Annotated in this window: 26 protein-coding genes, 1 other RNA gene and 1 pseudogene; 24 read left to right on the plus strand and 4 right to left on the minus strand. The window is 46.1% G+C overall.

The genetic code is table 11. From position 1 onward, the window contains the following. Positions 1-30 precede the first annotated feature (30 nt). Together smpB and ssrA are read left to right on the plus strand one after the other, a co-directional pair. Positions 31-510, plus strand: a complete 480-nt coding sequence (gene smpB, locus MHI21_RS01025) for an SsrA-binding protein SmpB (protein ID WP_013308270.1) — start codon at positions 31-33, stop codon at positions 508-510. A 250-nt stretch (positions 511-760) separates the two neighbouring features. Continuing rightward, positions 761-1,125: a transfer-messenger RNA gene (ssrA, locus tag MHI21_RS01030) on the plus strand. On the opposite strand, the gene MHI21_RS01035 is transcribed toward ssrA, so the two are convergent. From MHI21_RS01035 to MHI21_RS01045, 3 genes and pseudogenes are all read right to left on the minus strand, one after another. After that, positions 1,086-2,630, minus strand: coding sequence for a recombinase family protein (locus MHI21_RS01035; protein ID WP_342419219.1), 1,545 nt, complete (start codon positions 2,628-2,630; stop codon positions 1,086-1,088). The genes ssrA and MHI21_RS01035 overlap by 40 nt on opposite strands. A gap of 80 nt (positions 2,631-2,710) precedes the next feature. After that, positions 2,711-3,184, minus strand: a complete 474-nt coding sequence (locus MHI21_RS01040; protein WP_342419220.1) for an ImmA/IrrE family metallo-endopeptidase — start codon at positions 3,182-3,184, stop codon at positions 2,711-2,713. A gap of 1 nt (position 3,185) precedes the next feature. After that, positions 3,186-3,287, minus strand: a pseudogene (locus tag MHI21_RS01045) (XRE family transcriptional regulator); the annotation flags it as partial. A gap of 731 nt (positions 3,288-4,018) precedes the next feature. Here MHI21_RS01045 and MHI21_RS01050 point away from each other — a divergent pair. The 10 genes from MHI21_RS01050 (at position 4,019) to MHI21_RS01095 (ending at position 12,048) form a co-directional block, all read left to right on the plus strand. Then, positions 4,019-4,216, plus strand: a complete 198-nt coding sequence (locus MHI21_RS01050) for a helix-turn-helix transcriptional regulator (protein ID WP_342419221.1) — start codon at positions 4,019-4,021, stop codon at positions 4,214-4,216. Positions 4,217-4,516: 300 nt separating this feature from the next. Further along, the gene (locus MHI21_RS01055) at positions 4,517-4,708 is read left to right on the plus strand and encodes a hypothetical protein (RefSeq protein ID WP_342419222.1); all 192 of its coding nucleotides are present in this window, start codon (positions 4,517-4,519) and stop codon (positions 4,706-4,708) included. A gap of 280 nt (positions 4,709-4,988) precedes the next feature. Then, on the plus strand, positions 4,989-5,285 hold the full coding sequence (locus tag MHI21_RS01060; protein WP_342419223.1) for an AbrB/MazE/SpoVT family DNA-binding domain-containing protein: 297 nt from the start codon (positions 4,989-4,991) through the stop codon (positions 5,283-5,285). A 14-nt stretch (positions 5,286-5,299) separates the two neighbouring features. After that, positions 5,300-6,376, plus strand: a complete 1,077-nt coding sequence (locus tag MHI21_RS01065) for a sigma-70 family RNA polymerase sigma factor (RefSeq protein WP_342419224.1) — start codon at positions 5,300-5,302, stop codon at positions 6,374-6,376. Positions 6,377-6,518: 142 nt separating this feature from the next. After that, positions 6,519-6,794, plus strand: coding sequence for a hypothetical protein (locus tag MHI21_RS01070; RefSeq protein WP_342419225.1), 276 nt, complete (start codon positions 6,519-6,521; stop codon positions 6,792-6,794). Positions 6,795-6,800: 6 nt separating this feature from the next. Then, positions 6,801-7,439: a hypothetical protein gene (locus tag MHI21_RS01075; protein ID WP_342419226.1), complete on the plus strand. Its 639-nt coding sequence runs from the start codon at positions 6,801-6,803 to the stop codon at positions 7,437-7,439. After that, positions 7,436-8,746, plus strand: coding sequence for an AAA family ATPase (locus MHI21_RS01080; RefSeq protein ID WP_342419227.1), 1,311 nt, complete (start codon positions 7,436-7,438; stop codon positions 8,744-8,746). Before MHI21_RS01075 ends, MHI21_RS01080 begins: the two co-directional genes overlap by 4 nt. Continuing rightward, positions 8,746-9,864: an ATP-binding protein gene (locus MHI21_RS01085; protein ID WP_342419228.1), complete on the plus strand. Its 1,119-nt coding sequence runs from the start codon at positions 8,746-8,748 to the stop codon at positions 9,862-9,864. Before MHI21_RS01080 ends, MHI21_RS01085 begins: the two co-directional genes overlap by 1 nt. A gap of 27 nt (positions 9,865-9,891) precedes the next feature. Next, positions 9,892-10,458, plus strand: coding sequence for a hypothetical protein (locus tag MHI21_RS01090; protein ID WP_342419229.1), 567 nt, complete (start codon positions 9,892-9,894; stop codon positions 10,456-10,458). Between the two features lie 9 nt (positions 10,459-10,467). After that, positions 10,468-12,048 (plus strand): DEAD/DEAH box helicase, encoded by a 1,581-nt coding sequence (locus MHI21_RS01095; RefSeq protein WP_342419230.1) that lies wholly within the window; start codon positions 10,468-10,470, stop codon positions 12,046-12,048. Positions 12,049-12,117: 69 nt separating this feature from the next. Here the strand turns inward: MHI21_RS01095 and MHI21_RS01100 are convergent, their stop codons facing one another. Beyond that, the gene (locus MHI21_RS01100) at positions 12,118-12,519 is read right to left on the minus strand and encodes a hypothetical protein (protein ID WP_342419231.1); all 402 of its coding nucleotides are present in this window, start codon (positions 12,517-12,519) and stop codon (positions 12,118-12,120) included. A gap of 109 nt (positions 12,520-12,628) precedes the next feature. On the opposite strand from MHI21_RS01100, the gene MHI21_RS01105 reads away from it, so the two are divergent. The 12 genes from MHI21_RS01105 to MHI21_RS01160 all read left to right on the plus strand — a co-directional run bounded on the left by MHI21_RS01105 (position 12,629) and on the right by MHI21_RS01160 (position 22,620). Then, positions 12,629-14,893: an AAA family ATPase gene (locus MHI21_RS01105; RefSeq protein WP_342419232.1), complete on the plus strand. Its 2,265-nt coding sequence runs from the start codon at positions 12,629-12,631 to the stop codon at positions 14,891-14,893. A 272-nt stretch (positions 14,894-15,165) separates the two neighbouring features. Further along, positions 15,166-15,402, plus strand: coding sequence for a hypothetical protein (locus MHI21_RS01110; RefSeq protein WP_342419233.1), 237 nt, complete (start codon positions 15,166-15,168; stop codon positions 15,400-15,402). Continuing rightward, positions 15,392-15,793, plus strand: coding sequence for a RusA family crossover junction endodeoxyribonuclease (locus MHI21_RS01115; RefSeq protein WP_342419234.1), 402 nt, complete (start codon positions 15,392-15,394; stop codon positions 15,791-15,793). Before MHI21_RS01110 ends, MHI21_RS01115 begins: the two co-directional genes overlap by 11 nt. A gap of 3 nt (positions 15,794-15,796) precedes the next feature. Continuing rightward, positions 15,797-16,021: a hypothetical protein gene (locus MHI21_RS01120; RefSeq protein ID WP_342419235.1), complete on the plus strand. Its 225-nt coding sequence runs from the start codon at positions 15,797-15,799 to the stop codon at positions 16,019-16,021. A gap of 132 nt (positions 16,022-16,153) precedes the next feature. Further along, positions 16,154-16,669: a hypothetical protein gene (locus MHI21_RS01125; protein ID WP_342419236.1), complete on the plus strand. Its 516-nt coding sequence runs from the start codon at positions 16,154-16,156 to the stop codon at positions 16,667-16,669. Positions 16,670-16,958: 289 nt separating this feature from the next. Further along, positions 16,959-17,318, plus strand: coding sequence for a hypothetical protein (locus tag MHI21_RS01130; RefSeq protein ID WP_342419237.1), 360 nt, complete (start codon positions 16,959-16,961; stop codon positions 17,316-17,318). A gap of 186 nt (positions 17,319-17,504) precedes the next feature. Then, positions 17,505-17,852, plus strand: coding sequence for a type II toxin-antitoxin system RelE/ParE family toxin (locus MHI21_RS01135; protein ID WP_342419238.1), 348 nt, complete (start codon positions 17,505-17,507; stop codon positions 17,850-17,852). A 65-nt stretch (positions 17,853-17,917) separates the two neighbouring features. Next, positions 17,918-18,235, plus strand: coding sequence for a helix-turn-helix transcriptional regulator (locus MHI21_RS01140; RefSeq protein WP_342416260.1), 318 nt, complete (start codon positions 17,918-17,920; stop codon positions 18,233-18,235). A 114-nt stretch (positions 18,236-18,349) separates the two neighbouring features. Further along, on the plus strand, positions 18,350-18,808 hold the full coding sequence (locus MHI21_RS01145; RefSeq protein WP_342419239.1) for a transposase: 459 nt from the start codon (positions 18,350-18,352) through the stop codon (positions 18,806-18,808). Continuing rightward, entirely contained in the window at positions 18,805-20,613 is a 1,809-nt protein-coding gene (locus MHI21_RS01150; protein ID WP_342419240.1) for a hypothetical protein, read from the plus strand. The genes MHI21_RS01145 and MHI21_RS01150 overlap by 4 nt, the downstream gene beginning before the upstream one ends. After that, positions 20,607-20,858: a hypothetical protein gene (locus MHI21_RS01155; RefSeq protein WP_342419241.1), complete on the plus strand. Its 252-nt coding sequence runs from the start codon at positions 20,607-20,609 to the stop codon at positions 20,856-20,858. Before MHI21_RS01150 ends, MHI21_RS01155 begins: the two co-directional genes overlap by 7 nt. Then, positions 20,839-22,620 (plus strand): hypothetical protein, encoded by a 1,782-nt coding sequence (locus tag MHI21_RS01160; RefSeq protein WP_342419242.1) that lies wholly within the window; start codon positions 20,839-20,841, stop codon positions 22,618-22,620. The genes MHI21_RS01155 and MHI21_RS01160 overlap by 20 nt, the downstream gene beginning before the upstream one ends. The last annotated feature ends 13 nt before the right edge of the window (positions 22,621-22,633 follow it).

Raw genomic sequence — 22,633 nt, forward strand, 5'->3', positions numbered from 1 at the left:
GAATTACGTTATTCATAAGGAGTGGTATTCATGGGTAAGAAGGCAGACGGGAAAGTGCTCGCCCAGAACAAAAAAGCTTCCCATGACTATTTTATTGAGGACACTTACGAGGCGGGCATGGTGCTAACGGGAACAGAAATTAAGTCTCTACGGAATGGTCGCTCCAATATAAGTGATGCATTTGCTACGATCCGTAATGGCGAAATTCATATTCACAATATGCATATCAGTCCATTTGAGCAAGGTAATCGTAATAATCCTACCGATCCGACGCGTACGCGTAAGCTGCTGTTACATAAAGAGCAGATTCGCAAGCTTATCGGTCTGTCCAAACAGGAAGGCTACACGATTGTTCCGTTAAAGATTTATGTTCGCAATGGTTATGCCAAGCTTTTGCTCGGACTGGGTAGAGGTAAAAAGCAGTATGATAAACGTGATGCTGCGGCTAAACGCGATGCACAACGTGATATCCAACGTGCTTTACGTGAGAAGCAGAAAATTGCGAGATAAGTTGCTCTATTATTGGGTATGGTACAAATTACGTGGAGAAGTTACTTGTTCCTGTAATGGTGCTATTTTATAAGGCTTAAATGGCTTCATTTCGTTTCGTAATGACCTGTAATATGGTATACTAACGAAGTAGTCAATTTTAAAGCTTTTAACTTTGATCGAGTGTTGAATCTTAGAATTCAGCTTTTGATATTATGCATGCTTATGCTCCGGTATTTCCGGTTTTATCCGTGGAGCCCTTTTATAATAAGGGGGCGTTTATGGATTCGACGGGGATAGTTCGAGCATGGGTAGCGGGTAGTGGGGACGCGTCCGCTTCATCAACGCTAAAGCCTATTAAACGGCAAACAACAAAACAACTACGCTTTCGCAGCCTAAGAAACTGTGTGCGTGCTTCTACCCAGCATCGTCCATGTGACTGGGATAGGGGCTAACAAATAGTGGAATACGCTGTCTCATCTCCGCCTGCGGTGAGCTGAAGAAGATAATCAGGCTGACCCGAAGGGAATCCGGTGACAGGGAGTTTCTAGGGTGACATCAAAACTGTCACTACACCCGTAGAAGCTTATGTGTCGTTATCTTCGGACAGGGGTTCGACTCCCCTCGCCTCCATTGCTAAAAACCCTGTACGTGATATCAGCGTCAAATTGGTTAATATCCTTTGATGGCTGGATTACTACACGGTCAACGTATTCTTGAAGGACCTGCTTCTTTTCGTCTTCATCGCCGGAAAGGAGTGAGTCCTTTTTACTTTCCAGAATTTTTAGTATTAAAGATTCATCCAGCACAGATGTTTGTTTCATAATCTCAGCTTTTTGCAATTCATACTCAAGGGCTTCTTTCCGTTGCTCGGCCTGTTTAATGCTGTCAATAACGCTTTTCACGCCTGCCCCTAAAGCTTCCATCCAGTTCGATATTTTCATATCCAATTCTTTTAATTCCTGCTTAATAGGCTCAATGTCATTTTCAGTCTGACTTCTTTCTTTTTGGTACAGCTTCTGAACGCTTTGAATAATCTCGGCCATCCCGTCAACGGAAAAACATTCTCCTAATAGATTTTTGATAGCAAGATGTTCAATGTCGTCTTTACGAACATTTGTATTCCCACACTTACCTTGGCATTTGTAATAGCTGAGGACAGTCTTTTCGCTGCTCTTAGGATTCGTATATGAATTCCCAGCATATAAAGCCCCGCAGTTTCCACAATAAATTTTACCTGTCAGTAAGTAGTTCACCTTAGCTTTCATCCTTCCTGGTTTACGTTTCCGCGCATTCTTCTTCTGGTTTACACGGTCCCACTGATCTGGTTGAATAATTGCCTGCACTGTTCCTGGGTTAATAACTTGTTGATCCAGCGGTTTCTTATTATTCGTGTTACGTTTTCCTTCGTCATCCTTTGGTGCTGATGCGTCAAACACATAGTCACCTTTATATTTCCGGTTTGAGGCCCAAGTGGCAAAGCTACTCTTTGTAAACTTACGTCCAGCTAGTGTCCTGAACCCCTGACCGTTAAGTATCTCAGCTATTTGTTCATTGGGTACATCCTTTTCGATGCAGTCAAAATAAATCTGTACGGCTCGATAACGAGCAGGATCAATAACAAGTTTACGGGTTTCTGGATCAACCTTTAACCCGTAAGGCGGCAGCCCACCGTTATGAATTCCTTGCTCAGCATTTTCTCGCATACCTTTACGTACTTCACGTGCTAGATTCAAAGAGTAATATTCGGCCATACCCTCCAACACGGATTCAAGTACAACAGACTCAGGTGAGTTGTCCAGATGCTCAAGGACAGATTCCACTCTTACACCATTCCGCTTTAATATCCTCTTGTAATGGGCACTATCATAACGATTACGTGCAAAACGATCCAACTTATGTACAATAACCACATCAAAAAGATGTTTGGACGAATCCTGAATCATTCGTTGAAAATTTGGGCGTTTATCCGTAGTGGCTGACTTTTCTTCGTCGGGGTACGAGTTTACTAATACATATCCTTTCTGTCGGCAGTATTCTTCAATTGCTCGCATTTGGGCAATTATAGATTCTTCACGTTGGTTGTCCGAGCTGTATCGTGGGTAGGCAACGGCTCGGATTAGCTTGCTAGATGTGGACATTATTTAGCTTCACTCCAAACATATGTTCTGTATAAAGGTATATGTAAACAACCCTGCTGACGAAAATGGCAAAGTTGATTTTAAGATTCTGGGAACAACTCAATAACACCGAGCGGATCAAACACAACAATATGCCGATCATCAGCCTTTACAGACAGGCCGTACTTTTCTGTATAGCGGTCAATGGCTGCCTGTAAGAACGCTTCTGTGACTCCTAGATATTCGGCAAGATCGTAACGGCCGGAGATGCGTGCATAATGTGCTTGTACAATTCTGTTCAGAGGTATCATGCACTGGTAAGCCCACTGTCGGGCACGCAGTTCCTGCTTGCGGTTACGTATGTCTTTCTGGTCAAGAATGTTGCCTGTACTGGTGTAGTGATGGCCGATCTCTTCGGCAAGAGTGCAGGCTTTCCCAACAGTAGTCGGGGTATACTTATTTACCCATACAATCCCATCTGAGTATAAACCTTTATTTCTAGGAAGCATTGGCATTTCGTAAACTTCTATGCTGTGTTTGTGGGCTTCTTCAAGAAGATTCTCGTATGTTGCCATGTCATCGGCCCTTTCGTTTTGACCTCACGAATTCTTTGAATCGTTCTATCTCATCCAGTTCTTCTTCTGTCCAGTCCTCTCCGTCGTGGTGAGCGGCTACGGTTTTAAATTCTGAGGAAAGTATAACTTTTCCGGTATTTGGTTTAAGTATTGACTTTTCATATCCCGCAGCTTCTAGTAAATCCTCACGACGAACTAAAACTTCGTAGGGGTTATATGCGGCCAGTTTCTCTATAAACTCGACGCCTGGTTGAGCCGTGCGAATGCCCATTAGATATTCGTCAAGTACATCAGAATCTACCCCGCTTGCTTTTGCAACTTCTTCAACTGGTTTCGACCCTACTACTATTCGTATGAAGCTCTCAAATTTAGAAAGCTCGAATCCATAGAGGACTCGCTCTACTGATACATTGAAGTGGTCAGCTACTTTTTGCATCTTATCTATAGAAGGTGAATTTTTGTCCCAGTTATATATGGCTCCATTTCCAAACCCTAATTCTTTTTCAAGCTTTGGTATGGACGTATTGGCTTCCTTACATAAAACCCTAATATTTTCGACGATGCTCATATCAATTCTCCCTTATACAAAAATATAAAACTAAAATATTCGGGAAAACTGTTGACTACCCTAAAATATTCGGGTATATTAATCTCAACAGCTTAATTAACAGCAAAAAAGGCAATAAAAAACCAGAGGTCAAGTGACCCCAATTTAAAAAATCGTTCCCCAACGACTTTATTTGGTTATGCCTTCTTTCTGATATTAGAATATTTTCTGTCTAGTGTCAATAATTAAGCTGAATTTTTACAGACTATTACAAAGGAGGGGATAGAATGCCGCATTATACAGAGTTCGGTGCCGAAGCACGGAAAATTATGTTTCAACGTAACATCAAATTGAAAGACGTAGCCGAGGAGATCGGCGTGTCTGTTACGTATGTGTCTGAAATCTTAAAAGGGACGCGCGAAGGTAAAAAGCAGAAGCCGCTTATTGCTAAACTGCTTGGCATGGAAAGCGGGGTACGTAAATGAAAACAGAAATTAGGGCGACGGTCAAAACTATTCCGCATCCTGACCCGCAAAGGCTTGTTGACCTTTGGGCTCGGATTGTTTTGAAAGAGCTGCTTCGACGTGAGCAAGAAGGAAATCAACCATGAGTATGGGCGCAGGCTCAAAGGCTGTAGACGTTATTGACTTTTGCGCCGATCCAGACTGCCAGGCAGCCATATACTTCGGTCAGAAGGTAGTGAAGCGGGGCAAAGATTGGTTCTGTTGTTACTCCTGTCTGTGCAATTCTATTGGCGTGGCTGTTATTAAAGCGGGGGAGGACACATGGAACCTGAATACGCAATCTATAAAGGCGAGGAACTGATTGCCATGGGGACTGCTGAGGAATGTGCGGCAAAGCTGGGCGTTACTAAAGAATATATCTACTGGCTTACAATGCCTACGGCTAAGAGAAGGTTAGCCAAGAGGAAAAATCCTGAAAGATGCACTGTTGGATTCAGGCTGGATGATGAATGAGTACAATGCATTCCTGTGAAAGGAGGTGAATAACTTGCCATTACAAACATCTCGGCACTACGCCAGCGTGTGCGCCTTCTATTTAGACTGTGAATCACGAGCTCGCCGTAGTAGACGTTTCGGATCTATCAAGCATTACCGTAAGCAATACAAAAAGTACCGTGGCCTTCTGTACAAAGCGGTATACGAAAAGAACCCAACAGGGGTAGGAGCCTGTTAGGTTCAGCAACAAAAAAATATGATTGGCCCCATTATAACATGGGGCCGGAAGGATGGACAAATGAAAAATACAGGAATAGTTCGTAACCTTGATTCACTCGGTCGTATTGTAATCCCTATGGAGCTGCGTAAGACGCTTAAAATGGACGAGCATCAGCCTATCGAAATCTTTGTGAATGATTCTCAAATCATTCTTCAAAAGTATGCCCCTGGTTGTTCTCTCTGTGGCTTTACAGATAGAAAGCTTTTCAAACTCTATCCGGACAAACTGGTTTGCGCTGGATGTATGGATATTATTGTGAGGAATCGGGACAAGTTCCATGACTCTGCCTTACCTGCAGAAGACTTCGGACTTTAATTTCAGGAAAGTAGATGACGTCCAACTATAACCCCCACCTGGGGGAACGGGATGCGGTCATTCAGAAGAATATGGGGCTAGTTTATTCTATCGCTAATAAATTCAGATCGAGTGTAAATCAGAGTATTGGCTTTGATGATTTGGTTTCTGAGGGCACAATTGGGCTGCTTAAAGCTTTCAAATCTTTTGATCCTACTAAGGTAGAAGGTGGAGTTAAATTCTCCACATATGCTTATCCCGTGATCAAAGGAAACATTATGCGATTCATCCAAGATAAAAAGAGCTGCGTAAAGGTGCCTCGGGGGATCTTGGATACAATTAGCGCGTTAAACAAATTGAATCTTGTTGATACTCCCTCCCCGGAGTTAGTAGCTGAGCAAACTGGCTGCACGATAAGACACGCCATTAGAGTTGTCCAGCATCTAAACAGCTTCGGAATGGTCTCCTTGGATCAGCCCATTGGAGATAGTGAAGACTCAGCTTTACGAATTGATCTGTTGCCAACTAAAGCGGATTTCACGGCCATCAATGTGGAAGAGTTTATTAATTCTTTTGATGGTCGTGAACAGCTTTTAATTCGGCGGCGCATGGACGGTGCAACACTTCAATCTATTGGTATTGAAATTGGTATGTCTCAACCCCAGGCTTCTCGTCTCATGGCTCGGATCAGTGAGCGTTTAAAAAAATACATGGAAAAGGGTGAGGGTGTGGCTGTATCAAGAAATGATATTCGTCTATCGATTTTGGATGGAGTTGAGTGGTTTAGCAATATAGCTACCAGCAGTCCTTCTATTGGAATTAATAGCGCTGGTTTTTCAATAAACGGCCCCGCAGCAAAGGTAATGGGGCTTTCTGCTGGAGATTATGTGCAGGTCGGTTTCAATGATAAAAGGGCCTTTCTCATTTTTAAGAAAGCAAAGTCGGGTATTCTGCTCTCCAAGACCGTTGGGAAAAGCGGCAGCATTAGTGTAAATCGTAAGCGCTTGGGTTTTTGGCTAGAAAGTAAAGACATTGTTCACAAGCGATACGAACCGCAAGTAGTTGAAGGTGAAGGAATCTATTACATTCAACTTGAACGGGCTAAGAAATGAGGGACCCCTATTTTGATGATATTCCGTGGGACATTATTACGGATGATTCTGGGGACGTGGTCGGTATAGTGTATACCTTGCTGCCTGAGCCTGACCCTAAAAGGGTTAAGCCAATTTATTTTCAGGGAGAGTGAACGGATAAATGAAGCTAGACAAAGAGTTAAACATTACCGGATATGCGCGTAACCAAGCAAGATCATCAAGCAACAATATAGCTGATCTCTTGAGCAAAATTGACCTGTCATCTGGCATGGTCCGAGATGGTCTGCTTGATGATCAATTATATATGGATTTTGTCATGAGGGCCAAAAAGGAAATTAAAGATAGCGTGTCTATGATCTATAGCTATCTACATTTGCAGGATGTTGAAGGTCATTATGACCAGGTTTTCACTCAGCCCAAATCAAAAGGAGATTGATTATATATGGCATGGTTCAGAGTTAATGTCGAAATCGGACGTTCAAAAGGCGAGTTAGAAATGGATCAGGTAGGCAACGAAAGTATAAAGTCCATCATTGAGGGTTTCTTTAGTGTTTTCGGTGCTAAGAAGTCCCCTGCTCCTATGAAAATCGAGGACAAGCCTGTAAAGGTGACAGTTAATCCTGCTCCTGAATTGAGTGATCTAGTGCTGCGGACAAAGGCCAAAGAGCCCGAAGGAATAAGCCGCAAAGTAAACTTGCTTAATTCTGAGCGGACACTATCGACTAGCTTAGGGGACAAGCTAGCTGAAGCATACAAATCTTTTGATCCAGATACTCTGCAAGCTATTTCTAATGCAACTGAATCCAATGAGGTAGAGCAGGCAAGTGTTACGCCAGATTGGTACAAAACAGGAATTAAGTATAAGGACGGTGTGCCACTTTATCGTTGCCGCTACTATTGCCAGAATCCTGAATGCCGGAATAAAGGCAAGCATTATATCAAAGAAGATGAAACCGAAGTGAGCTGCCACAACTGCGGCGAACAACTGGAGGTCCGTCCAGCGGGTACTAACTATCCTTTGGAGCGGGATGAATGGGGAAACTTCTTTATTGCAGATGGACGGAAGGGTGAGCGCGTATGATCAAAATAAATAAGCTGGAAATCGAAAATGTCAAACGGGTCAAGGCTGTAAAAATTGAGCCAACCACATCGGGTCTGACCATTTTGGGGGGCAAGAACAAGCAGGGCAAAACGAGTGTGTTAGACTCCATTGCCTGGGCTTTGGGTGGGAATAAATATCGCCCATCTCAAGCAACCCGCGACGGCTCAGTGGTGCCGCCTTATCTCCACCTTACTCTTTCAAACGGCTTAGTCGTTGAGCGAAAGGGAAAGAACAGCGACCTGAAGGTTATTGATCCGAACGGCCAGAAAGGTGGTCAGCAGCTCCTGGACAGTTTCGTAGAAGAACTGGCCATCGATCTGCCCAAGTTCATGAATTCATCCAACAAGGAAAAGGCGAACATATTGCTTCGGATCATCGGCGTTGGGCAACAGCTTCATGAATTTGAAGTGAAGGAACAGGAGATTTACAACCGCCGCCATACTATTGGTCAGATTGCTGACCAAAAAGCAAAGTTTGCTAAGGAACAAGCATACTTTCCTGATGCTCCTAAAGAGCCCGTTTCCGCGTCCGAGCTAATCCGCCAACAGCAGGAGATTCTGACGCGGAATGGTGAGAACCAGCGGAAACGGCAGCGATTGGCATATTTTGAAGCGGAACGGGAGGCCAAAGGTAAGGAAATAGCGCGTTTAGAAGCTGAATTGCTCACGATTAAAGAAGCATACATGAAGCTTGGCGAAGATTTAGCGACTGCGCGTAAAGATGCTCTTGACCTGCGTGACGAATCAACAGCGGAGCTGGAGACGAATATCCGGCAGATTGACGAAATTAACCGCAAAGTCCGCGCAAATCTGGACAAAGACAAGGCTGAAACGGATGCCAGCGATTACCGTGTGCAATATGACCAGTTGACTACCGAGATTAACGGGATTCGTCAGCAAAAAACGGAGCTGCTGACCAATGCTAGTCTACCGCTGCCTGGCTTGTCTGTTGCAGATGGCGAGCTGATTTACGAGGGCCAAAAATGGGACAACATGAGCGGAGCTGAACAACTCAAGGTATCTACGGCCATTGTTCGCAAGCTGAAGCCGGATTGCGGTTTCATCCTGCTGGACAAGCTTGAGCAAATGGATCTTGAAAGTCTTACCGAGTTCGGCCAATGGCTTGAACAGGAAGGACTACAGGCCATTGCAACCCGTGTCAGCACTGGCGAAGAATGTTCCATCATTATTGAGGACGGATACGTTGCAGGGCAGGAAGGTATTCAATTACAGCAGCCCCCGAGCGAAATCGATCCGGGGCCAACATGGAAAGCAGGTGAATTTTAATGCAATTGATTAGCGGTAAAGTTCAAAAGGCAAAGAAGGCTGTAATTTACGGACCGGAGGGGATTGGCAAATCCTCTTTGGCTGCACAGTTACCCCGCTCCGTATTTATTGATACGGAAGGCTCAACCACTGAAATGGAGGTAGACCGTCTGCCTAAGCCTTCAAGCTGGGAAATGCTCAAACAGCAAGTCCAATGGGTTATGCAACAAGGCAGCCGGTTCGGCTCCTTAATCATCGACACCATTGATTGGGCAGAAATGCTTTGCGTAAACAGCGTATGTGCAACCCACGGCAAAAACGGGGTTGAGGATTTTGCGTATGGCAAAGGGTATATATATGCCGCAGAAGAGATGGGACGGTTCCTTAATTTCCTTCAAGATGTGGTTGATTCCGGTATCCATGTTGTGCTAATCGCTCACGCGCAAATCGTCAAATTTGAACAACCTGACGAGATGGGAGCTTATGACCGCTATCAACTCAAGCTTGGACAAAAGACAGGTTCAAGAACAGCGCCACTCGTTAAGGAATGGGCTGACATGGTTCTGTTCATTAATTATAAAACGTTCAGCGTTGCGACTGACAAGGAAGGAAAGAAGAATAAGGCTCAAGGCGGGGCACGTACTGTCTACGCCACGCATCACCCGGCATGGGACGCCAAGAATCGTCAGGGGCTACCAGATGAATTTCCTTTGGACTATTCCCATATTGCTCATATCTTCAATGGGACTGTCCAACCTGTTGCTAATCCAGCACCGGCCCCGGTTCCTGCTGCTACGCCTGCGCCAGCTGCGGTACAGACCGCACCACCGATGGTAGAGACAACAAGCCATCAGCCGCAGCAGCCTCAACCGGAGCAAACGCAGCAACCGAAGAACGAAAGCGCACCAGATTCGCAACAGTTGAATCCTAATATTCCTCGCTCTCTGCGTGATCTTATGGTTCAACATCAGGTAACGGAAAATGAAATTCAGTTGGTAGTTTTCCAAAGAAACTATTACCCCGTAGATACTCCAATCACCAATTATGATCCTGACTTTGTCGAAGGTGTATTGGTAGGGGCGTGGCCACAAGTCTATGGCATGATTCAAGACATTCGCAATAAAATTCCATTTTCATAATTTCATAACATATAGGAGGAATTATACATGAGTCAAAATACGGAAAGAGAACTAGGTTGGGACGATGAGATTCAAAAGGACGGTGGGGAGTTTACCCTCCTTCCTGCCGGTGACTATAATTTCACGGTTACTAAATTTGAACGTGGACGTTTTACAGGTAGTGCTAAAATGCCAGCCTGCAATCAAGCGAAGCTGGAAATCACAGTACATTCACCAGAGCACGGGGATGTGATCATATTCCACAATCTTTTTTTGCACACCAAGACGGAAGGTCTATTGTCCAACTTCTTTGCAGGGATCGGGCAGAAAAAGAAGGGCGAGCCATTGCGCATGAACTGGAATGCAGTGGTCGGGTCTAAAGGCAAGTTGAAGCTAGAAATCAATAAGTTCAATGGACGCGATGGTGAAGAGAAGACCAACAATCAAGTGAAGTCCTTCTATTCATATGAGGAACTGTATGCAGGGCAACAATCTCAACAAACGCAGCAGCCACAATACAGCCAAGCACCTCAATATAATCAGCCGGCGCAACATCAGGCACCGTTCCCGACTGGTCAGCAGCAGGGTGGAGGCTTCACGCCGGGCCAGTTTTAGGGGGTAACTATGGAACTTAGACCCTATCAACAGGAGGCCCGTCAGTCTATTCAGGCCGAGTGGGATAAGGACATTCAGCGAACGCTGCTTGTCCTGCCTACAGGCTGCGGGAAGACAATTGTATTTTCAAAGGTTATAGAAGACCGGGTAAGGATGGGCGAGCGTGTGCTCGTCCTGGCCCATCGGGGGGAGCTGCTTGACCAGGCATCCGATAAGCTGGAGAAATCCACCGGACTTAAAACAGCCACCGAAAAGGCGGATCAAACATCTATAGGCAGTTGGTTCCGGGTTGTCGTGGGCAGCGTCCAAACGATGATGCGTGAAAAGCGGCTAAAGCAGTTCAATAAGGATTTTTTTGACACCATTATCATCGACGAGGCGCATCATTGCTTATCGGACAGTTATCAGAGGGTACTTGATTATTTTGATCAGGCTAATGTGTTGGGTGTTACGGCCACGCCAGACCGGGGAGACATGAGGAATCTGGGAAGCTACTTCCAAAGCTTGGCCTATGAATACACGTTGCCCAAAGCGATTAAAGAGGGATATCTAAGCCCGATTAAGGCTATGACGATCCCGTTACAGATCAACCTGTCAGCCGTTGGACAACAAGCCGGTGACTTTAAATCTGGCGACCTGGGCACAGCGCTAGACCCATACTTGGATTCAATCGCCGCCGAAATGTGGCGTGTCGCGCAAGACAGAAAGATTGTCGTGTTCCTTCCGCTGGTCAAGACCAGTCAGAAAATTACTTCTATATTAAATGCAGTCGGCTTCCGAGCTGCGGAAGTCAACGGGGAATCACAGGATAGATCGCAGATATTAGAGGACTTTGATAGCGGTAAATATAATGTGCTGTGCAACTCCATGCTTCTCACGGAGGGATGGGATTGCCCCAGCGTAGATTGTGTTGTTGTTCTGCGGCCGACTAAGGTCCGTAGTTTATATAGTCAAATGGTTGGGCGTGGTACCCGACTATTCCCAGGTAAAACTGAATTATTGCTATTGGACTTCCTCTGGCATACAGAAAGACATGAGCTCTGCCATCCCGCACATTTAATTGCGGAGAATGAAGAGGTTGCTCAGGCTATGACTAAGCAGATTGAAGAAGCTGGTATTGCGCTGGATCTGGAAGACGTCGAGAAGAAGGCTGCTGAAGATGTTATTACACAGCGTGAAGAAGCCTTGGCCAAGCAGCTAGAAGAAATGAAGAAGCGGAAACGAAAGCTAGTTGATCCGCTTCAGTTTGAAATGAGCATTCAGGCAGAGGACCTGTCCAGTTATGTTCCTTCGTTCGGTTGGGAAATGTCTCCACCGAGTGACGCACAGGTGAAGACGTTGGAGAAGCTGGGCATTATGCCGGATGAAATCGATAATGCAGGCAAGGCTACCAAGCTGCTGGAGCGTTTGGACAAACGGCGTGCGGAAGGACTGACGACACCAAAACAGATCCGTTTCCTGGAGCAGCGTGGATTTGAACATGTTGGCACTTGGTCGTTCGATAACGCGAAGAAGCTGATTGATCGGATCGCCGGCAATGGCTGGCGAATACCGGACGGTGTTGACCCGAAGGAATACCGTGGGAAATAGCTAATACAGCCATAAAAAAAGGAGACATATTTTAATCTGCCCCCTAAAATAGTCAATCTTAACTAAGTGCTACTCCCAATTCCCGTGCGAACCAGAGTATTTGTAATAAACCATCAGTTTCACGGGATCTATAGGGCCGCAATCAGGTGATTGATTATCTTGCCAATCAACAGTTCCTTTTGCTGTTCCAGCATCTGGGTCCTGAACTGTAAAATACTCTTTCATCACTTTGAGCACATGTGGTTTTGGAGCATTGTTCATGACGAAGTTTAAGACTTCATCGAATCGAGGAACAGGCGTCTCACTGGCTTCATTAGAAACCACTCTAATTAGTGGGATCGGTGTAATTTCATTTTCGTTAATTTCAAACATGTTAGCAATGTTGATTCGTTCTTCTTCGCTGAGAGGACGAAGACCACCTATTTCTTTAATTTCTTCATGATCAACCATAGTTGGACGGGTTACTAACATTTATTTACCTCCCTTGATATTTGACTCATCACATATTTTCGGCAAAAAAAATAAATTAAAACCTATTTTGTGATAAAAATCACCATCACCATAAAGAGGAGGTTTGTGGATGAATATGGAGCATAAACTGGATCTTATTGCTTTGCTGGGCCATGTTGATCCAGCCTACCTGAGTTATCAGGAATGGGTTAATGTCGGCATGGCATTGAAATATGAAGGTTATACGGCCAGTGATTGGGATGATTGGAGCAAGCGGGACAGCGGCCGTTACCGTCCCGGTGAGTGCTTCAAGAAGTGGACTTCCTTTGAAGGATCTGGCACCCCCATCACCGGCGCAACTATTACCCAAATGGCGAAGGATAACGGCTGGATGCCACGTTCTGCGTTTTCGGATCGAGAAGATCATGAGCTGGGATGGGATGATGAAATTTCTGGCGGCGATTATGTTGTCGTTGATAAGAATTGGATAGAGGGCAAAGAAATCCATCAGCCTTCTGCTTGGAATCCTGTACAGCAATTGACCACTTATCTGGAAACGCTGTTCGAGGCATCGGAGAATGTCGGGTACGTGACGGATACCTGGGTGAATGATGATGGTAAATACCTTCCCACAAAGGGCGCATGGGACCGTACAGCCGGTGAACTTATTCAGCTACTCAACCAAAGCGGGGGAGATATAGGCTCTGTGCTGGGTGACTATAATCCGGCAGCAGGGGCATGGATACGATTCAACCCGCTAGACGGCAAGGGTGTCAAAAACGATAATGTGACCGAGTTCCGATATGCGTTGGTCGAGTCTGACACAATGGATATTGAGAAGCAAAACGCCATCATGCGGGAACTGGAGCTGCCGATTGCTGTTATGGTCTACAGCGGCGGCAAGAGTATCCACGCCATTGTGCGGGTCGAAGCGGCCAATTACGACGAGTACCGTAAACGGGTGGACTACCTCTATACTGTCTGTAAAAAGAACGGATTGAACATCGACAATCAGAACCGTAACCCTTCCAGGCTATCGCGCATGCCGGGAGTAGAGCGAAAAGATAAGAAGCAATTCATTGTTGATACGAATATTGGGAAAGCGAGCTGGGCCGAATGGCATGAGTGGATAGAAGGAGTCAATGACGATCTTCCAGACCCTGAAAGCCTGACGGACTTTTGGGACAACATGCCGGTGCTGTCTCCACCTTTAATACATGGCGTATTGCGGCAAGGTCATAAGATGCTGCTGGCGGGACCATCAAAGGCAGGTAAGTCGTACAGTCTTATTGAGCTTTCCGTTGCAATCGCCGAGGGCAAAAAGTGGCTAGCATGGCAATGTACGCAGGGAAAGGTGCTGTATGTCAACCTGGAGCTTGATCGGCCGAGCTGCCTGCATCGCTTCCGTGATGTTTATACGGCGCAAGGAATGCCGCCCCGGAACATCAACAATATCGACATATGGAACCTGCGGGGCAAGTCGGTACCGATGGACAAGCTGGCCCCCAAGTTGATCCGGCGCGCAGCCAAGAAGAATTATATTGCTGTTATTATCGATCCGATTTATAAGGTCCTGACAGGTGACGAGAACAGTGCCGACCAAATGGCCCACTTTACGAACCAGTTTGACAAGATTGCAACGGAGCTGGGGGCGGGCGTAATCTACTGCCACCATCATTCAAAAGGCTCACAAGGCGGCAAAAAATCTATGGACCGCGCTTCTGGTTCCGGGGTATTTGCCCGAGATCCTGACGCGTTGATTGACTTGGTGGAGCTGGAGGTTACGGAAGCGCTGCTGAAGCAAGAAGAGAATAAGGCGATTTGTACCATGTATCAGCAGCTCTTTGAACAGCACAACCCGGCATACCTGCAGGAGCATGTGTCACAGGATGATCTGCTCAGTGCCAAAGCTATAGAAGACCACGCCAAGCGCGCGATGCCGCACGTCATGACGAATATCATGCCAACCATAGAGCAGGTCCTCAAGGCTGTAAAAGTCCGATCAGCATGGCGCGTGGAAGGCACACTGCGGGAGTATGCCAAGTTCGAGCCAGTTAATATGTGGTTCCAGTATCCGGTTCACCGCATTGACGAAGTCGGCAGCCTGAAGGACATTGATCCAGATGGGGAATCCTCAAAGCCACCTTGGCAAAAGGCATCTGGCAAGCGCAAGGACAAGGCCAAAGAGCAACGCCGGAGCAAAGCCGAAGAATTTGAGGAAGTCGTAAATAACTGCAACTTTGGCGAACCGCCGACTGTTATGGATATTCTGTCATGGTACAGCTCAACTGGGAAAGAGGTTGCCGAACGTACTGTGAGGGACTGGATTAAGAAATATGGGTATGAGATTGATCGTTCCATTGGATTCCGTATCGTCAAAAAGGAAGAAGAGTAATTGCGGCGGCGACCATGTTTTTATGGTGGTTGCAAAAACTTGCGGCAATCATCGTTTTATGGTCGCCGCAAGTTGCGAAACATGATTGCCGCAATTCCGCAAAAAGTTGCGGGGATTTTGATACGTGGTGATTGCCGCAAGTTACAGCGGCGACCACTATATTAAAATATAAAGGAATAGGGAGGGGCGTGACGCAAGCGCCCCTCCCCCTTCTCCTACATTTTAAAAAACCCCCGTTGAAAAAATTGGAAATTAGTCAGGAGGTTTTGAGAATGGCAAATGGGTTGGGCAAGAGAAGTGGAAAATTGAATATCGGTAGATTTATGCCCCCTGGTTATCATAAGCGTCCAGGTGAAGAATATGATGTTTCGAAAAGCGAGGTTGTTCAATGGCTGATTCGACAACCGTCCATACAAGAATACGTATGGGACCAGTTCAAAATGTCTCAGGATGTTTTCTACAATCGAGCTACAGGCAAATGGCAAGGGGTTGATTACAGTGACAACTGAATTCTTCATGCCGATGAAACCGCCGACTGCTACACATCAGGAAAAGCAGGTTGCTATCATAAACGGAAAACCAGTGTTCTACGAGCCGGATGAGCTGAAGGCAGCACGTGCGAAGCTAACAGCTCACTTAGGAAAGCATGTCCCGGAGAAAAAATATACTGGGGCGTTACGGGTGGTCGTGAAATGGTTGTTTCCGATCTCTGAAGGCAGCAAGCATTATGACGGGGAATGGAAAAAGACAAGACCTGATACGCACAATTTGAACAAGCTGCCGTTCGACATTATGACTGAATTGGGTTTCTGGACTGACGACGCGATTGTAGCCAGTGAAATCATAGAAAAGTTTTGGGCGAAGGTGCCAGGTATATATATCCGTATCGAGGAGTTATAGCCTATGGATTACGGGGCGTTTTACCGGGATGTTGTTGCATGGATCGGTCAAGTCAATGAGGCTGCCATGAAGTTCGGTATGAGTAATGCTGAGTTTTGGAGGTGGGTTGCCGACTCTTCTAGTGAGATTTGCAAGAAGTACCAGGATAACCGGCTGGCGATCAAGCAAATGATTATGCTGGTAGAATGGCTTGAGGAAGTTTATGAGAGGCAGAAAAAAACAGGGTGATTTGTCCAGAGTGTTGCAATGAGATGGACGAGATTCAATCCGATGTGTATCAGTGTCAGTGTTGTGGCTTTCTGGCCGAACAGCTGAGCTGGGATATAGATCAGGACGGAGAATAGAGAGGGTGAAAACGCCATGAATAAACAAGAGATTGCGCGTATTGCTGCTGAGACTGCACTAGAATTTTATAAAAAGGAGCAGGAACGGCAAAATAAACTTAAAAGAGATCGACGGCTGAGAAACACAAAGATGCTACTTCGCAATTATCGCAAATTTAAAATTCATTGTGGTTCTAATGTGCAAGAACTTGAAGAGTTGAAGGACCCTGACTCTTTCGAGTATCTGGACACTGATGATCTGGCTATTGAAGCAATTATAAAAAATAAAGAACGTACAGCAGCTATGGTGAGTTATATTGATCGCATGCTTGATGTTTATCAGATTCTGTCCGAGAAATCGAAGAAGCCAGAAGATATACGACGGTTCAAAATACTGTTTGATTTATATGTTTCAGAGCAGGAAAAAACAGTGGAAGACCTTAGTGACTGTCACAAAATCAATAAAAGATCGATTTACCGGGATATCAATAAAGCCTGTGAAGCCTTTTCCAGCTTGCTTTTTGGGGTGGATGGCATTCGATTGATCAGTTAAACATCGTGTCACTAATTGACCATTTACGGTGTCATTTTGAAAATGTTAATATGATAGTGTGCTAAAGTTGTAAGAGGGTGTTGGGATGTGGTGGCGGAATATAGACGCAGTGTAACGGCGTAGCTAATGGCTCTTGGTAAAAGGGCGCTGAAGCTCCAGCAATATCGTGCGTAAACGAGATACCGTGAAATTTACCGTGCAGGGGTGAAAGTCCCTTGTCCACATCAAAATATACAAGAGAAAGCGACGGGAAACCGCCGCTTTTTTGCGTTCAGGAGGATGGACAAACTTGGGAGAATATACGAGATACCGAAAAACGTCAGTGATTGAGGTAGTAGGCAAAAATGATTCCGGCATGATCGTTCGGAATGTGGGAAATCCGCGAGATCGTTGGACTGTGCCTTTTGAAGTTTTCGATTCAACATATGATCCTGAAACACGAGTCTCTAACCCGCAAATCGAGAACAATTTCAAATATCACAAAGCCGACGAAGCCAAGGGAGCACAACATGACAAGGTGCGTAGCGCATGCAAGGAGCTTGCTTATACACTTGATGACCTGCTGCCTAATAGTCGTGAGAAATCATTGGCTATGACTAAGCTTGAAGAAGTCATGATGTGGGCCAATGCAGGAATAGCACGTAATTAACACCTTTTTCCCGGCTTAATCCGGGGATATGACACATACAGGATTATAGCGGTTCGATTCCGCTGTGTGTCTTACTAGTGGGTTAGATGAATTTATGGGTTGCTGTTTGATATCGAGTATGATATATTTATATCGAGGACGATATCAGATGTCCGATATCAAACAGAGAGAAGGAATAATTGATTTATGGCAGAAATCATCAATTACGCAACACCCAAAGGAAAGTCTGAGGTCGATGAGGCTATTTTACAACTGCACGAGAAAGCCGAAAAGGGTAATAAACAGGCTACTCGTGAGTTGGACGATATCCTTTACACCTTGGAACGATACGAAGACGGAATGCCACATTCACGGCAAATAAGGGGGCGGCTTTATGAACTCCGTCCCGGAAGGTACAGAATCCTTTACTTTCGTTGGCAGGGTAAACTGGTACTACTGACGATGTTCAGGAAGAAGACCCAGCAAACCCCGGTTCACGAGATTGAACGTGCCGAATCAAGAATGAAGGATTGGCTTAATCGTTACAAGGAGTAACGAGAATAGTAGGGAGGCTGGAATACAGCCTCCAAAATTCCGGCTTAGTGGAGGTGAAAACATAAATGGAAGATAATAAATTTAAAACTTGGTCCGACCTTAAAAGTAAATTGACCTACAAAACAGATCATGAAAAGAAAGTAATTTCTGAGATGGCACGTATGGTGAATGCGATCGTTAAAAGACGTAAAGAGCTTGGTCTCACTCAGCGCGAAGTAGCTGAAAGAGCGGGCGTTACGCAGGCGCAAATTGCGCGATTGGAAACATCGACTTCTGTACCATCCATTGAAACAGTGATCAAAGTTGGCATGGCACTTGGTCTCACGGTTGGTTTTAAAGAATCCGCTGATGAACAAGCAGCCTCCAAACTGGTTTATGCGTGATCTTTAAGGTGTAATAAGTAATATGATATTTCTGCCATAAAATATCAGGAGGGAGCCGAAAGGCTCCTTTTTCTTTTGTGATTTTAACTATCTTTTGAGAGGAGCTGAATTGTGATGGCAGGAGGACGGAAAAGTAAATATCAAACCCACGTTGAACCCAAGCTCCTGCTTATTGAAGCATGGGCGCGTGATGGGATGATTCAGGAGGATATTGCCAAGAAACTTGGGGTGGCGATGTCCTCTTTTTCTGAGTATAAGAACAAATACCCGGAATTAACGGAAGCCCTAAAAAGAGGGCAGGAAGTCGTTGACGTGCAAGTGGAGAATTCGCTGCTTAAGCGGGCTATGGGTTACCGATACGATGAGGTAACCAAAGAGGCGTCCAGGGAGCTGGACGAAGAGACCGGAGAATATAAGACGATTATGGTGGAAACCAAGCGTGTCACGAAAGAGGTTCAACCGGATGTGACTGCACAAATATTCTGGCTCAAGAATCGTAGGCCTGATGTGTGGCGGGATAAAAAAGAGTTGGATGCGAATGTAAAGGCTTCTAAGCTGGAGGATTTGCTATGATTACCTGCCAACGAATCATTGACCGTCGTCGAGAGCTGTGGGAACAAAGCCATGATGTTGAACAAGATAAGGCTTATCGCGAGTCCGTTGCGCTTTACCTGATCGAACATCCAGAGGTACGGGCCGAGGTCCGTGACCATCCCGAGCATCTTATAGAAATGCTGTTCGTTATTGTCGATAAGGATAAGCGCACAAGCCCGTTTTTCATGAATGACGCGCAGCGCATGTTTTGTGAAAAGCTCAACACGGCCATAGAAGAGTTCAAAGCTGGCAGGCGGTTACACCTTCGTTTTCTTGTTCTCAAGGGCAGGCAACAGGGCTTTACTTCCTTCATCACGGCTTATCAGCTCGCTTGCACCATAACCCGTAAGAACTTCGAGGGCTTCACGGCTGCCGATGAAGATGGCAACAGTTCCGCGATCTTCGAGAATAAGGCCAAGTATCCGTACAATGCCCTGCCGGATGCGATCAAGCCCACTGAGAAGTTCAACAACCGTAAGCAGCTCCTATTCGATAAGCTGCACAGCTCGTGGGAGATCAAGACGGCCAGCCGGAACATGGGCCGTTCCCGTACGATTAACTTCTTCCACGGGTCAGAGGTTGCCTTCTGGCGTGACGGGATCAGCGGCGTACAGGCTGGGCTGGGCGAGGCTTTGACCAAGGATGCCATACAGATATACGAGTCTACCGCCAACGGATACAACGAGTATAAGGACCTGTGGGACAGTGAGACCTGGGAGAATTGCTTCTTTGCTTGGTGGTTGACTCGCGAATACCGTATGTCATTCGAAAGCCCTGAACGTGAGAAGTGGTTCCGCGATCAAGTTGCTGGAGCTGCGGGGTGGATATGGGAACGATGCCGTTGGCTACTGGATACGATTGAGCTGGAATGGTCACAAATCTATTGGTATTACGTCAAGTATGACGGCTACATCAATAAAGACATGATTAAGCAGGAGTATCCTTGTTCGCCACATGAAGCATTCCTTGCTTCCGGGCTTTGCGTGTTCAATCAAGAGATCATTGTAATGCGAATTGAATATCTCAAGCGTGTATACGCTCAGCAGCCCCCGAGACGGGGCTATTTTCGTTTCAAGTGGAATGACCCTGATACCCAGGACAAGATACTCGACGAATCAATCGAGTGGGTCGATGCAAAGGATGGGTACATCACGCTGTATCAGGATGTGCAGCCCCGATATCCATATGTGATCGGTGGCGACACCAAGGGCGAGGGCAAGGACAAGTACGCCGGGACGGTCATTAACAATGTGACCGGAAAGCGCTGCGCTACGCTTCATATGGAGCTGAGCAACAGTAAGCCGTTCACCTGGCAGATGTACTGTATGGGCCGTTACTTCAACAATGCGCTTATTGGTATTGAGATTAACTTCAACACGGCTCCAATCGAAGAGCTGGTAAGGCTCAAGTATCCCAAGCAGTACATGCGGCAGCGGTATGACAGCATGACCAAACAAGTCCAGGCTAAGCAGGGATGGAAGACGGATGGCAATACACGGCCGCTTATTATCGATAAAGAGATCAGTCTGATCGAGGACAACATAGATCTGTTCGTCGATATTACTTTCCTGCAAGAGTGCCTGACATTTGTTTATGACGAGAACGGGCGGCCGGATGCTGAGAACGGCAAACATGATGATGTTCTTATATCGGACATGATCGCCAATGAGATCCGCAGCCAACAAAGCTTTATTGTTCGGGATGATCCGGTTGAAGCTAAGCCTTTGCCATTCCCATTCCAGTCCAGCGATGATGACGATGAAGGAGGTTTTCTTACGTGGTAAATGAAATGATTGTGATCGGTAACTTGCTTATGCTTCCCAACCTTGAGGAAGAGACAGTAAAGCTGATTAACAAGACGCTGCGTGACATGGTAGGCCAGTACACATACAGCCGCCCACCCGATACAGAGCTTCAGGCGACCAATCCTATTGCGGCAGCTCAAAAGGCTGTGGCTGATATATTTGGTCAAAGCGTACTAGATGAATGGATGAATGGGGTGACGCCGCGTGGCAATGCAGATAGCTGAGGAAACTACGATACAGAAGCAGTACAAGGCCGGATTGAACTACCTGAAACAGATGGGATTCACCGATGCCTGGCCGGAGTATGAACGCTTTAAGGCGGGGGATCAGTGGCCTGCTCCAACAGCTAAAACTAAAACGCTCCCGCGTCCAGTGTTCAACATCGTACGGTACATCCAGAATCATAAGGTCAGTAGCGTAATGAATGAGAACGTCAATATGCTGTTCAGCGCCCAGGAGAATGTTAACGGCATGCCGGAGAATGAAGAAGCCGCTGCGCAACGGGCTCAGGAAGCTGGCGACCTATTTACTCGCTTTTCTGCCACAACGTGGGAGAACTTAAAGCAGGACGAGTTGAACGAGGAATCACTAGAAAGCTGCTCCAATACGGGTACTGGTATCTGGCACTATTACTGGGATAATGAAGTAAAGGGCGGGCTGATTCGACCATACCAGGGCGAAATGGTAGGCGAAGTACTGGACCCAATCAATGTGTTTTTCGGTAATCCGCAACATCGTAAGGTGCAGAAGCAGCCTTACATTATTATCAGTAGCCGGGAGTCGTTGGATGCGGTGAGGAAAGAAGCTAAGGCGAATAATTTGTCTGCTGAAAAGGTGCTGATGATTAACGCTGATAAGGAGACGCAAGCCGAGGCATACGATTCAGCTAAGCGGGAATTGGACGGATCTGAAAAGGTTACGTTGCTGACAAAGTATTGGAAAGAGGACGGCAAAATCTTCTTCTCCAAAGAGGCAGCGGGGCAAACGGTTAAGCCCAAGACGGATACAGGTTTTGTACTGTACCCTATTGTTGTCATGCAGTGGGAACGCAGGAAGAAGGCCATTCATGGGGTGGGAGATGCAGAAGGCATTATTCCGAATCAGAAGGCTATTAACTTCCTCATGGCTATGCAGCTCCTGTCTGTGCAGCTCACGGGCTGGCCTAAGGTGGTCTATAACCCTAACTTCATTGATGCTAAGAGCTTGAACAATGACCCGAGCCAAGCTATACCGGATCAGTCGCCCCCGGGACAGCGGTCTATTGATTACCTTACACCGGGACCTGTATCTCCTTTGGCAAAAGGACTGGTTGAAGCATTCATTGACTACACCAAGATGCTTTCAAGTGCCCAGGATGCAAGTACTGGGGATATATCCAGTGGCAACCTTAACGCTTCGGCCATTATGCTGTTGCAAAAGGCTGCTGGCGTACCAATTGAGTCCATCAAAAAGCGGTTCTACCGTGCGATAGAGGATATCGGCAGAGTATGGGAACAGTTTTGGAAGGTCCGTTACAATACCACCCGACGTGTCAATTTGAAGGACGATGACGGGGAAGAGTACTCGCAGGATTTTAAGGGTTCTGATTACGCTGGCATTGAGCTCAACCTAAAAATAGACGTTGGTCCAGCATCCACATATTCTGAGGAGCTTATGATGTCTTCCCTTGATAAGCTGTTCGATGGTGAAAAGATCACGCTAGAAGATTACCTGGAGTTCGCGCCTAAGAATGTTATTCCATTCAAAGACCGCTTACTTAAACGGATCGAAGAGCGACAACAGCAACAGGCCGCACAAGAAGCCGCTATGCAACAGATGCAGGCACAGCAGCCGCAGGAAGATCCGGCAGCCGCCCAACAAGCACAGTTGCAACAACAGTTGGCGCTTAAGCAGCAAGACCATGCAAACCGCATGGAGCTGGAGCAAGTCAAAGCACAAACCCAATTACAACAGGCAGCTATGAGGCAGCCGCCTGTAACTAAATAAAGGAGATGATTAA

This window comes from Paenibacillus sp. FSL H8-0168, assembly GCF_038592955.1.
In the GTDB taxonomy this organism is placed as follows: Bacteria; Bacillota; Bacilli; order Paenibacillales; family Paenibacillaceae; genus Paenibacillus; species Paenibacillus polymyxa_B.

Excerpts from the sequence above, each read along its gene's own strand:
- MHI21_RS01085 (WP_342419228.1), top strand. The coding sequence starts at position 8,746 with ATGCAATTGATTAGCGGTAAAGTTCAAAAGGCAAAGAAGGCTGTAATT.
- MHI21_RS01065 (WP_342419224.1), top strand. The coding sequence starts at position 5,300 with ATGACGTCCAACTATAACCCCCACCTGGGGGAACGGGATGCGGTCATT.
- MHI21_RS01035 (WP_342419219.1), bottom strand. The coding sequence starts at position 2,630 with ATGTCCACATCTAGCAAGCTAATCCGAGCCGTTGCCTACCCACGATAC.
- MHI21_RS01100 (WP_342419231.1), bottom strand. The coding sequence starts at position 12,519 with ATGTTAGTAACCCGTCCAACTATGGTTGATCATGAAGAAATTAAAGAA.
- MHI21_RS01125 (WP_342419236.1), top strand. The coding sequence starts at position 16,154 with ATGAATAAACAAGAGATTGCGCGTATTGCTGCTGAGACTGCACTAGAA.
- MHI21_RS01075 (WP_342419226.1), top strand. The coding sequence starts at position 6,801 with ATGGCATGGTTCAGAGTTAATGTCGAAATCGGACGTTCAAAAGGCGAG.
- MHI21_RS01070 (WP_342419225.1), top strand. The coding sequence starts at position 6,519 with ATGAAGCTAGACAAAGAGTTAAACATTACCGGATATGCGCGTAACCAA.
- MHI21_RS01105 (WP_342419232.1), top strand. The coding sequence starts at position 12,629 with ATGAATATGGAGCATAAACTGGATCTTATTGCTTTGCTGGGCCATGTT.
- MHI21_RS01140 (WP_342416260.1), top strand. The coding sequence starts at position 17,918 with ATGGAAGATAATAAATTTAAAACTTGGTCCGACCTTAAAAGTAAATTG.
- MHI21_RS01150 (WP_342419240.1), top strand. The coding sequence starts at position 18,805 with ATGATTACCTGCCAACGAATCATTGACCGTCGTCGAGAGCTGTGGGAA.
- MHI21_RS01095 (WP_342419230.1), top strand. The coding sequence starts at position 10,468 with ATGGAACTTAGACCCTATCAACAGGAGGCCCGTCAGTCTATTCAGGCC.
- MHI21_RS01055 (WP_342419222.1), top strand. The coding sequence starts at position 4,517 with ATGGAACCTGAATACGCAATCTATAAAGGCGAGGAACTGATTGCCATG.
- MHI21_RS01050 (WP_342419221.1), top strand. The coding sequence starts at position 4,019 with ATGCCGCATTATACAGAGTTCGGTGCCGAAGCACGGAAAATTATGTTT.
- smpB (WP_013308270.1), top strand. The coding sequence starts at position 31 with ATGGGTAAGAAGGCAGACGGGAAAGTGCTCGCCCAGAACAAAAAAGCT.
- MHI21_RS01145 (WP_342419239.1), top strand. The coding sequence starts at position 18,350 with ATGGCAGGAGGACGGAAAAGTAAATATCAAACCCACGTTGAACCCAAG.
- MHI21_RS01090 (WP_342419229.1), top strand. The coding sequence starts at position 9,892 with ATGAGTCAAAATACGGAAAGAGAACTAGGTTGGGACGATGAGATTCAA.
- MHI21_RS01040 (WP_342419220.1), bottom strand. The coding sequence starts at position 3,184 with ATGGCAACATACGAGAATCTTCTTGAAGAAGCCCACAAACACAGCATA.
- MHI21_RS01110 (WP_342419233.1), top strand. The coding sequence starts at position 15,166 with ATGGCAAATGGGTTGGGCAAGAGAAGTGGAAAATTGAATATCGGTAGA.
- MHI21_RS01135 (WP_342419238.1), top strand. The coding sequence starts at position 17,505 with ATGGCAGAAATCATCAATTACGCAACACCCAAAGGAAAGTCTGAGGTC.
- MHI21_RS01060 (WP_342419223.1), top strand. The coding sequence starts at position 4,989 with ATGAAAAATACAGGAATAGTTCGTAACCTTGATTCACTCGGTCGTATT.
- MHI21_RS01080 (WP_342419227.1), top strand. The coding sequence starts at position 7,436 with ATGATCAAAATAAATAAGCTGGAAATCGAAAATGTCAAACGGGTCAAG.
- MHI21_RS01120 (WP_342419235.1), top strand. The coding sequence starts at position 15,797 with ATGGATTACGGGGCGTTTTACCGGGATGTTGTTGCATGGATCGGTCAA.